Source organism: Clostridium sp. HV4-5-A1G (assembly GCF_900184915.1).
GTDB lineage: Bacteria > Bacillota > Clostridia > Clostridiales > Clostridiaceae > Clostridium_B > Clostridium_B aromativorans.
In genome coordinates, this window is sequence record NZ_FXYI02000119.1 from 1 (window position 1) to 11,215 (window position 11,215).

An 11,215-nucleotide genomic window follows, 5' to 3' on the forward strand; every position below is an offset into this window, starting at 1 on the left:
CTTATATGAAAAGTTCATTATCACATTTTATTATTAATTTTTTATAAATATATTTTAGACTAGAAATTGACACTTAAAAACACTGCTGCAGTATAATACAAATTATCTGAACAGTGTTTTTACTATGTTTAAAATTATCTATTGTAAAATGTAATTTTATATAAAATTAATATTTATCTTCTTACTTTCCACGTGGTTCCATTTTTTGAATCCAGTATCTCTATGCCCAAATCCTTAAGTTTATTTCTAATTTCATCAGCTTTAGACCAATTTTTATTATTTCTCGCTTCTTCTCTCTCAGCTATTAATTTGTTTACTAAATTTTCATCTATATTCTCTAATTTGCTATTATCGGTCTTTAACAAATCCAGCGAAAGGACAGTGTCAAAACTTTTTATCAATATCTCTTTCTCTCTATTTGTAAGTCCATCGTCCTTTATAACTTCAAACAGCACTGTAAATGCATTTGGCATATTTAAATCGTCAAATATCTGTTCTTTGAATTTTAATTTATAGCTGTCTATTAATTTTTCATCAGCTCTTTCATTTTCTTTTACGCATGAAATTATGGAAGCTATTCTTTCTCTCAATTTATTATAAGAAGATCGTGCCTGCTTAAGAGCACTGTAACTAAATATCAACTGCTTTCTATATCTTGATTGAAGGCAAAAATATCTGTAGTCCAGTGGAGAAAATCCATGTTCTTCAATTTTTGATAATGTTAGAAATTCTCCACTCGATTTAGACATCTTTCCCCCACTTGTAACCAAAAATTCTCCGTGCATCCAATAATTTACACATGCATGGCCTACTGCTGCATCTGATTGAGCTATTTCATTAGTATGATGTACCGGAATATGATCCACTCCTCCGCAGTGTATATCTATTCTTTCACCAAGATATTTCATTGACATAGCAGAACACTCTATATGCCATCCTGGAAATCCCCTTCCCCATGGCGAATCCCACTGCATTATCTGATTTTTAAATTTAGAATTCGTGAACCACAGTACAAAATCCAATGGATTCTTTTTATTTTCATCCACTTCTACTCTGCTCCCTGCTTCCAACTCTTCCATACTCAGATGCGCAAGCTTATTGTAATCTTTAAACTTGTCAATGGAGTAATAAACATTTCCATTGGATATATAAGTATACCCCCTTTCTTCTAGTCTTTTGATTAAATTTATCATATCCTGGATATGTTCCGTTGCTTTGCAGACCACATCAGGTTTTTTTATATTGAGTTTCCTGCAGTCTTCAAAAAAAGCATCTTCGTAAAATTTTGCAATTTCCCATACGGTTTTATTTTCACGCTCTGCCCCTATCTGCATCTTATCTTCACCTGCATCCGCATCGGATTGTAAATGTCCTACATCTGTTACATTCATAACATGTTTTACTTTATAGGAATCATATTCAAGAGATTTCTTTAATACATCTTCAAATATATAAGTCCTTAAATTTCCTATATGAGCATAATTATAAACTGTAGGACCACAAGTATAAATTCCAACTTTTCCCTTATGCACAGGAATAAATTTCTCTTTTTTTCTACTCATAGTATTATAAATATAAAAATTCATACTTATCTCCCCTTATTACTGTAACCTTTTAGCATTACATGTATAGATATTACCACATTATATATAAATATTACCACAATGACAATATAATTCAACAATTTATTTCTCAACTACATACTCCCTTATATAATTGTCAAAATCCCAGAGGTGCAAAAAACGCTGAGCGCTTTTATAGCCTGATTCAAACAATTTTAACCTCATATCCCTGGATATGTTGAATTCTGTGGTTTTAACACCCAGTGTGGGAATAAACACCGTTCTCACTGCATACTTATCTTTTACATAAACTTCTTCGTTTTTATCAAATATAGTCCCAATTATATCAAACAGATATGAAATAAAATCCATCTTTTTGGACTCATTATGGTTGACATTCTTTTCTGTCAATTTAAAACCTATAGTAGGCCAAGCCGGAATATCTTTTGTGTCGAATATCCATATTGGAAAATTGCTGAGTAATCCACCATCTACTATATAGCTGTATTTATTTCCATAATAGAGCTTCACCGGTTTAAAATATAGTGGAATACTTATACTCATCCTCACTGCCTCAGCTATTTTAAATTTCATAGGATTTATTCCATAATTTACTAAGTCATCCGGCAGTATGAGCATGGATTTTTTCGTCACATCAGATGCTATTATTTTAAGGGGTGACTTATTGTCAGTACTTATATCTCCAAAAGTCACTTTGCCTTTTTTCAACAAAAGTTCCTCTATATACTTTTCTATGGCTCCCGTAGAATATATGCCCTTGTCCTTAAAAAGTGAAATGGTCTTTTTAATCATGGATATTTTCCATATGTCCTTTTTTTTTAAAAACATCTTTTCATCTAAATTCATCATTATATTCTTAAGCTCCTCGCCTGTATATCCAACAGCAAGAAGAGAAGCTATAATTGCTCCTGCAGAAGTTCCTGCAAATCTATTCCACCTATATCCCATTTTTTCAAAATAACATACAGCACCTATAAGTCCTATTCCCTTTATTCCTCCACCTTCAAATACAGCATCCGCTTTCAATAAAATCACCTCAATATATAAATATGTAACTATATAAAATAGGACACTTAAAATAAAGGCATTGAATAATTTTCATATAAGTGGAAAAAATAATTCTAAACTTAAAATTTTACTTTTATAGGGAGTGATTTTAAAATGAGAATTGAAATCTATTACAACGGTATAAAAAATGCAAATGATGCAGTTAAAAAATTAAAAAATGCAGGTTTCCAAAATGCAATCGTAGATTTAAATGATAACTACATAGATCTATACAATGCAAATTCAGACTTAGAACCTGATATAAATTTTTCAAATGTAATAAATTCCGATAGATTTTCACGTAACTCGTCTCAGAAAGTACGTACTTCGGGAAGCCCCTTACTGGGAGGTTATGGGAATTCAAGAGAAATTGAAAACACAAATTATAAAGTGGTAATAAATTCTGATTCCTTTGATTCCCAAAAATTAAAAGAAATCCTAAGAGAAACCGGTGGGCAAATTAAAAATTCTACTTCAGCTGCAACAAATAGTCTACAATAACATTTTTTCCATAGTAAAAGTAAAATTTTCTTGATCTTGTCAAGCTTTTTACTTATAAAATGGTATTTTTGCACTTATAAAATATTTTCTATACTTTTTTAGATTCCAAAATCGCCAATGCAGCTGCACCTATAACACCTGCATTGGTTCCCAATTCGGCCTTACATATTTTAGTGTTTTCACTTATAATTTTAAAGCATCTTTTCTTCACCACTCTTTTCACCTCATCAATAACCATACTATCTCCTTCTGAAACACCACCTCCTATTATCAATACTTCCGGATCAAAACAATTCATTACATTAGCTACACATATTCCCAAATAATTCAAAGCCCTATTCAATATCTCTTTAGCTCTATGGTCACCAAGCTTTGCCTCTTTAAAAACTTCTTTTGCAGTTATATTTTTATACTTACAAAGGGATGTAACTGTTCCCTCTTTTACAACCCTTTTTGCTTCTCTTGCAATAGCAGTGCCTGATGCCAGAACTTCTGCACAACCCCTGTTGCCGCAATTGCACAGAGGTCCGTCTTCTTTCAGAGTCATATGCCCCACTTCCAGTGCATTTTGAGTATTCCCTCTGTATATATCACCGTTAAGCACCGCTCCTGCCCCTATTCCTGTAGAAACTGTTATAAATATCATATTTCTGCTGCCTCTTCCTGCTCCAAACATGTATTCTCCTATGGCCGCAGCATTTGCATCATTGTCCAGATAGACGGGAACATTAAATTTACTTCTCAATGGATTCACAATATTGAAGTTTTTAAAAGGTAAATTAGGAGTACATATTATTTCACCATTAACTAAATTAAGAGGTCCTGGTGCGCCAATTCCAATACCCTTTATTTCATTCATACTTAATTCACATTTTTTTATTATGCCCTCTATAAGAGCTGCCATATTACTCAATATAGCCGCGTCGCCTTCCTGCACATTAGTTGGAATTGTCTTCTCATATATAATACTGCCCTTTAAACTCACCAAGGCAGCACAAATTTTTGTGCCGCCCAGATCCACTCCAATTACAAACTTATCTTTCAAATCAATTCCCCCTATGATTCAAAGTTTAAATATAGTGCTATGAAGTATACAATTCCTTAAAATCCTTTGCTGCCTTTACCATGGTCTTTATGTTTATAAGTGGTGTTTTAGGACCTATTCCACAAGCAGGTGCCAGTATATCCACTCCCGATTCAATACAGTTGAAACACATCTTTCTAATATACTCCGGTTTAGAATTTTCAAGAGAAAATGTACTCATATTCCCCATTATGGCTTTGTTTTTAACATTGCTGCATATCTGCTTTACACTGGTGATGGAATCAAAACTTATGGCATCACTGTGGAGCTCATTTAATTCAGGGTATATACTTCTCAGCCTCCCGCATATATGTACTATAATTCCATACTCAGTATACTCCTTCAGGGAATCCACAATTTTATTCAAATAGGGAAGTGTAAAGTTCCTAAAGTTCCTGGGACCCATTATTTCCCCCGTACCGCTGGGATCCGATATAGTAAGCAGATCAGCACCAGCCTTCAGCTGTGCCTTACCAAATTCTATAAGATTATCGGTAACAAATTCCAGAAACTCCCGGGTCTCTTCACTTTTTCTTATAATTTCCTTGTAGAATATCTCCGGTTCCATTAGAGAAGACGCAACGCTTATAGGTCCCGTCAAATTTGCCATGATAGGCACAGGTAATTTTTTCTCTCTTAAAATTCTTATAGCTTCTAAAACCACCTTGGCCCTTCCGCTGTTCATATCCATATTTTTCAATTCTTTCCAGCTGCTTACGGAATTTATGGGATATTCAATAACTCTGGGTTCATTTATCTTGCTGCCAAGAGAAATTTCTGCACCCATAGCTTCCGCTTCCACAGTCATGCAAAACGGGACTCCAACATTTTCAAATCCTCCATATTCATAAATTCCCGCAGCAAGCTCCGCCATAAATTTCTCATCAACGTGAGCTCTTGGCCAGCTGTATCCTGTTAGATCCATGATCTCACTTATTGCCATGTTCATCATTCCGCCGGGACATATACAAGGCGGTCTGTCAACCTTAGATTTTTTCAAAACCAGCTTCAATCGTTCTTTTGGAGTCAACATGTAAAACCACCTACTTTACCTTCATCTTTTCCAGTTTCTCTACATTCACTGGATAGCCTATTTCTCTTACAGTATCCATCATGGTCTGTATATTTTCAAAAGGTGTCTCCACTGGAAGGCTGCACCCTGACATAACCACGTAACCTTTAGGAGTATTATACCCTTCCTCTACAGCTTCTACAACTGCATTTCTTATATCATTTCTGGTACCTGCATACATTATGCCGGAAGGATCTACATTTCCAAGTATTTTCATCTTATCTCCAATAGTCCTGCTGCACTCCGCAAGGCTTACTACATTGTCCATACTAAAACCTGTAACTCCATCTTCTGCCATACTGCCAACATCATTCCATATTTTTTTCGTATTTCCGCATATATGAAGCGTACAGCCTGAGCCCTTTGATTTTATAAATCTAACAAGCTCCTTCAGGTATGGAGCACAAAATTCTCTGAAATGTTTTGGATTTACTACCGTACAGGAAGCCAGAGGTTCCGATATAGTCGGCGTAAGGCCATTTTCTATAATAACTTTTGTATACTCTATACAATTTTCAAGAGATATTTTACACAATTTATGAACTGCCTCAGGATTTTTCAATAAAAGCCTCGTCATCTTGTCCACTCCTATTAAAAAGAAAGCATTTGAAAATGGTCCCACTATACCCCCTGAACAGGGTACTTCTTTTCCAATAGCATCCACCAAATATTTCATGGCCTCTATAAAAACAGGCAGTCTACCGTCTTTGTACGGATTTGCCACTTTAAGCTTGCCTATATCTTTAACATCCTCTAAAGCCGGCTTTAACAAATCTGCCGTATTGTCTTCCGGAAGCACTAATTCTGCTCCCATAGCCTCAGCCCAAACATACAGATCGGTAAATACCCTCACACCATCCATGCCAAACCTTCTATAAGCCGCTATCTGGGATTCAGCTATAGCTTTCCCGCTGGTATTAAAGTCAGATATTTTACAACCGTAAATACGGGCAACTCCATTTGCTATATTGGGATTACAGGGTAGCCTGTCAACATCTTTTCCCTTTGCCAGGGCTGATGCTCTCTCCATGGGCGTCATCTTATCTCTCACTCATCACACCACCTTTTGCAAACATTTTTCTTGCGGTTTTAGCAGCTTTAGATGCATCTGTAGTGTATATATCAGCTCCTATTTTATCTGCAAAGCTTTGAGAAATAGGCCCACCGCCTATCATTACCTTTACTCTATCTCTTATCCCCTCTTTTTTCAACAACTTTATAACCTGATCCATTCCATCCATAGTAGTAGTCATAAGAGTAGATAGTGCTATTATATCAGCTCCAACTTCTTTTGTTTTGTTTACAAAATCTATAGGTGGTACATCTCTTCCCAAATCTATAACCTCAAACCCTTCAGTTTCCATCATTATCTTCACCAGGTTTTTGCCTATATCGTGGGTATCCCCCTCTACAACTCCTATTACCACTTTATGTTTATCACCCTCCTCACTCTTATTGAGATGTGGCTTTAACACATCCAGACCTGCATACATGGCGTCTGAACACATCAGAAGTTCTGGTATATAGTATTCCTCCTGCTCATATAAGACCCCCGCTCTATTCATGCCGTCAGACAATCCCTTATCTATGGCATCATAGGCCTTTAATCCACTTTTTACCCATTTGTTAGCTGCTTTTACTGTCTTCTCTTCCTCCATGTCCACTACGGAATCCGACAATTCTTTTATCAAGTCCTCTTTAATACTCATTCATATCCTCTCCCTTTAATTTATAAATTTATCTTCCAAACTACAGACGTTTTCATCTTAGCTGGAGTTTTCCTCATACAGTTATGGCCTACTATTTTTACATCCTTTCTATTTTCCATTATGTAATTCAGCGCTTCTCCATAGGTAAATCCCTTTTCCACTTCAATGGGCTCAGAAGTTACAAAGCCGCCTTTATCCATGGAACTCGAAGTTATTCCACAAAAATGTACAATGGCATCCTGCAATCTGGGATATAATTTTTTCAAGACTTCATAACTATATCTTCCGCTGTAATTTTTATATATTCTGGGCCCAAGTATATCCAAAGTTCCTGCCGAATCTCCAAAAGAAATTATCTTTGCCCCATTTTCAATTCCAGCTTCTGCAAAAGATACTATGCTGTCTATAATCACTTCCATAAAATCATCTACGCTGGCTTTGTCCTTTCTAATGGCTTTATAAAACGTCCTTGGATCCATCAGCGAACTCATTACAGTAAATGGTCCCTGGACAGCTAATGCAGTTTGCTCTCCACTGCTGCTTAAAATATTTACAGCTTTTAATACCTGATTAATTCTGCCTTTGCTCAAATCAATTGGTTTTATCTTCTTAAAATCTTCCATATTTTTAAACACATAATTTGAAACTCTAGGTCCCCTTTTCCTATCCCCCATTTTTATATGTGCTCCAAGGGCTTCTGCTTCCACAGTCATACAAAAGGGTACCATGGATACAGTATCTTTATTATATATTCTTATGGCCTGCGCAAGCCTTGCCATACTTTCTCCATCATAATGTACCTGTGGAAAATTGGCACCGGTATCCAGCACTACCTCTTCAGGTATTTCCTCATCATTGTCAGTTACACATTTAAAATCAATAACATATTCCATTTATTCACCTCCTTTAAAAATTCAACGCTTTTATAAAATAATTCTGAAAATCATCCTTTACAGAAAGCTCTACTATCCTTATATTTTTTCTTATTTCCTCCATTTCTTTAAGCTTATCCACGTTTACAAGAACCATCCTGGCTCCTTCTACAGAAGAATTTCCCACAAAGCTGACACTGCCTCTGAAACCTTTTGGTATAAGCCCTATCTTTTTTATACTCTCTGCATTGATATGATATCCAAAGGCACCTGCTATAACTATTTCTTCTATATCCTTTATATCTATATTTATTTCTTTTAAAAGCATTTCCATACCTGAGCATATAGCTCCTTTGGCCAATTGAATCTGCCTTATATCTCTCTGTGATATAAATACTTTATCTGTTATGTAGAACCTTTTCTCTACTAATCTGCCGCTGATTTTATCCGGGAGTGTTTTATTAAACCTGCCGGTTTTAGTTATTATACCTCTTTCTAAAAAAGCCGCCCCAATATCCAATAATGCACTGCCGCAGATTCCAACTGCTTCCCTGTTTCCTATAGTAGTATAATTTAGTTCAAAATTTTCACTTATATCAAAACTATCTACAGCCCCCTCTTCTGCTCTCATTCCACAGTCAATATTCATTCCCTCAAGTGCCGGACCTGCCGCTGTAGAACAAGCTACCATTTTCCCACTGCATATGGCAACTATTTCTCCATTAGTCCCTATGTCTATAAATAAAGACGGCCTAGTTTTTTTGTGAAAATCTATAGCTGTAATTCCTGAAATTATATCTGCCCCTATATAAGGTGAAGCTGAAGGAAGTACTGTTACAATTCCCTGTTCATTTATATGTATATCAAGCTCTTCTGCTCTCAAATTCAGCGTATTTAAAAATACAGCCTCATAGGGAAATACAGCTATGGAATCCGCTTTTACTCCCAGAAACAAATGAAGCATGGTGGTATTCGCAGCTATTGAAATTCTATAGATATTATTTCTCTGATAATCTTTTTGTGTTAGCTCTCCAATCATATAATCTATTTTTTCCCTTATGCAGCTGCTTAAAATTTCACTTCCATCTTTATTTTCCATAGAATAATTTATTCTTGAAATTACGTCTCCACCATATTTTGTCTGGGGATTTAAACCGGAAACCCTTTCTAGCACTTGACCATTTTCTAAATTTACAAGGTAGGCAGATATACCGGTAGTCCCTATATCCACCGCGACCCCCAGAATATTTTTTATGTACTCATCAACATCCAAAAGAGTTTTTTCAAATAGAATTCCTTGAACTGCTTTCGGCTTTTCTTTCTTCAGCAGGCCCATTTTTTTTAGAACATTTAAATTTACCACCTTATAGTCTGCATTGGAATCTACTGAAATCTTCTTAAATAGCTCCAGTTTTTCAAAACCGCTCCTTATTTCCACATCCTTACAATGACCTCTATTTATAGTTTTCAAGTTCCCCTCTTTTTCAATGAGTTCTACATTCACATCACCTTCAACTTTAGCCATACAGGATAACCTGATATTTTCTTTTTCTGCCAAATTGTATTCATCTGCAGTTTTAGAACTTAATTCTCCATAGGCTATAACTTTACATTTCCCACATTTTCCAGAACCTCCGCAGAAAGTTTCTACATCAAAACCCGCTTCTCTTATACAGTCTAAAAGTTTTGTACCTTTTTCCACATGAATTTTTATATTTTTATCCCAAAAAGTAACACAGCACATTTTCTACCCCTCTAAATGTTATAAATTAATATTCAAACTATTCTTAACTTTATTTTCAATCTTATACTGTTATTTTATCATAGATACATCTAGCTAATTAATTCATATAATTTATCTTTAAAAGTTCATGTATAACAAAAAGATATAAAGGTGAGAATTTAATATTTCTTATATTCTCACCTTTATATCTTTTAGACCGTTATATTGCTGTCCACCTTATCCGTATTTTTAATAATGCTTTCATAATATTTATTTCCTTTTTCTCTATCATATTTATGCTCCCAGGTAGAAACAAATACACTGGCAAGGGAATTTCCCACAACATTAACTGCTGTTCTTGCCATATCTAAAATACGATCTATTCCGGCTATAAAAGCAAGCCCCTCTACTGGAAGCCCTACAGTGCCTACTGTAGCAAGTAATACTACAAAAGAGGCTCCAGGAACACCTGCCATGCCCTTTGAAGTTATCATCAACACCACTATCAGACTTATCTGAGCTCCAATAGAAAGATGTATACCATAAAGCTGCGCTATGAATATAGCCGCAATTGATTGATAAAGAGTGGATCCATCAAGATTAAAAGTATAACCTGTAGGAACTACAAAGGACACAACAGCATTTGGGCATCCGTATTTTTCCATTTTCTCTATTATTTTTGGAAGTACTGTTTCCGAACTGGCAGTACTGAAGGCAAGTAGAATTTCATCTTTTAGTATTCTCATTATTTTAAATATACTGTTCCCTACAACTTTTGCCGCTATTCCCATAAATACCAATATGAATAAAATCATAGCTGAATAAACCACTATAGTTAATTTACCAAGAGGTATAAGAGACTTGAGCCCAAAATTACATACAGTAACTCCTATAAGTGCAAATACTCCAATAGGTGCAGTTTTCATAATCATATTCGTTACCCAAAACATTGTGTCTGCTGTACCCTGAAAGAATTTTAATAGAATTTTTCCCCTTTCTCCAATAGCAGAGATGCCAAGTCCGAACATAACTGAGAAAAATATAATAGGAAGCATATCTCCTTTACTCAAAGATTCCGCAATATTACTTGGAACTATATTGATTACAGTATCTATGAATCCCTTATTACTAGCTTCCTTAGCAGTGCTCATATAACTGGCAATGCTTGTTTTTGAAAGTGAACTCATATCAATCCCCGTACCTGGATGAAATACATTTGCAACTACAACTCCTATAATCAAAGCAATAGTGGTCATCACTTCAAAATACACTATTGCTTTCAGCGCCAAAATGCCTATCTTTTTTAGATCCCCCACTCCAGCAACACCTACTATAAGACATGACACTACAATCGGAATAACTATCATTTTAATCAGCCTTATAAAAATAGTTCCAAAAGGCTGTAGAATTTTACTAACATTTGGATTCCCGTAGAACACAGCCCCTACTATTACTCCAAGTATAAGACCTATGAGGATCTGAGTGGCTAGTCCACATTTAATCTTTCTCTTCATTTTAAATCACTCCCTGTATAATAAATCATATAATATCTTTGAAAACATTTTCTTATTACATATTACATGCCAATATATAAAAAACTACTATATTATACTTCAATATACAC

General features: G+C 35.1%; 10 protein-coding genes. 1 reads left to right on the plus strand and 9 read right to left on the minus strand.

All coding sequences use genetic code 11. From position 1 onward, the window contains the following. Window positions 1-173 precede the first annotated feature (173 nt). Together cysS and J5G60_RS12470 are read right to left on the minus strand one after the other, a co-directional pair. Window positions 174-1,586: a cysteine--tRNA ligase gene (cysS, locus tag J5G60_RS12465; protein WP_150357191.1), complete on the minus strand. Its 1,413-nt coding sequence runs from the start codon at window positions 1,584-1,586 to the stop codon at window positions 174-176. Between the two features lie 99 nt (window positions 1,587-1,685). Beyond that, window positions 1,686-2,609, minus strand: a complete 924-nt coding sequence (locus J5G60_RS12470; protein WP_150357192.1) for a patatin-like phospholipase family protein — start codon at window positions 2,607-2,609, stop codon at window positions 1,686-1,688. 135 nt (window positions 2,610-2,744) lie between these two features. Between J5G60_RS12470 and J5G60_RS12475 the strand changes: the two genes are divergently transcribed. Beyond that, on the plus strand, window positions 2,745-3,131 hold the full coding sequence (locus J5G60_RS12475; protein WP_150357193.1) for a hypothetical protein: 387 nt from the start codon (window positions 2,745-2,747) through the stop codon (window positions 3,129-3,131). An 88-nt stretch (window positions 3,132-3,219) separates the two neighbouring features. Here the strand turns inward: J5G60_RS12475 and J5G60_RS12480 are convergent, their stop codons facing one another. The 7 genes from J5G60_RS12480 to J5G60_RS12510 all read right to left on the minus strand — a co-directional run bounded on the left by J5G60_RS12480 (window position 3,220) and on the right by J5G60_RS12510 (window position 11,105). Then, the gene (locus tag J5G60_RS12480) at window positions 3,220-4,176 is read right to left on the minus strand and encodes an ROK family protein (RefSeq protein WP_150357194.1); all 957 of its coding nucleotides are present in this window, start codon (window positions 4,174-4,176) and stop codon (window positions 3,220-3,222) included. Window positions 4,177-4,213: 37 nt separating this feature from the next. Beyond that, a complete protein-coding gene (locus tag J5G60_RS12485; protein ID WP_150357195.1) occupies window positions 4,214-5,248 on the minus strand; it encodes a methylcobamide:CoM methyltransferase MtbA in 1,035 nt (344 codons plus the stop codon). 10 nt (window positions 5,249-5,258) lie between these two features. Continuing rightward, a complete protein-coding gene (locus tag J5G60_RS12490) occupies window positions 5,259-6,338 on the minus strand; it encodes a uroporphyrinogen decarboxylase family protein (protein WP_150357196.1) in 1,080 nt (359 codons plus the stop codon). Further along, window positions 6,328-6,996: a corrinoid protein gene (locus J5G60_RS12495; RefSeq protein WP_150357197.1), complete on the minus strand. Its 669-nt coding sequence runs from the start codon at window positions 6,994-6,996 to the stop codon at window positions 6,328-6,330. Before J5G60_RS12495 ends, J5G60_RS12490 begins: the two co-directional genes overlap by 11 nt. A 20-nt stretch (window positions 6,997-7,016) precedes the next feature. After that, window positions 7,017-7,889, minus strand: a complete 873-nt coding sequence (locus tag J5G60_RS12500) for a uroporphyrinogen decarboxylase family protein (RefSeq protein ID WP_150357198.1) — start codon at window positions 7,887-7,889, stop codon at window positions 7,017-7,019. A gap of 13 nt (window positions 7,890-7,902) precedes the next feature. Then, entirely contained in the window at window positions 7,903-9,612 is a 1,710-nt protein-coding gene (locus tag J5G60_RS12505; RefSeq protein WP_150357199.1) for an ASKHA domain-containing protein, read from the minus strand. A 191-nt stretch (window positions 9,613-9,803) separates the two neighbouring features. Then, window positions 9,804-11,105: a cation:dicarboxylate symporter family transporter gene (locus J5G60_RS12510; RefSeq protein ID WP_150357200.1), complete on the minus strand. Its 1,302-nt coding sequence runs from the start codon at window positions 11,103-11,105 to the stop codon at window positions 9,804-9,806. Window positions 11,106-11,215 lie beyond the last annotated feature (110 nt).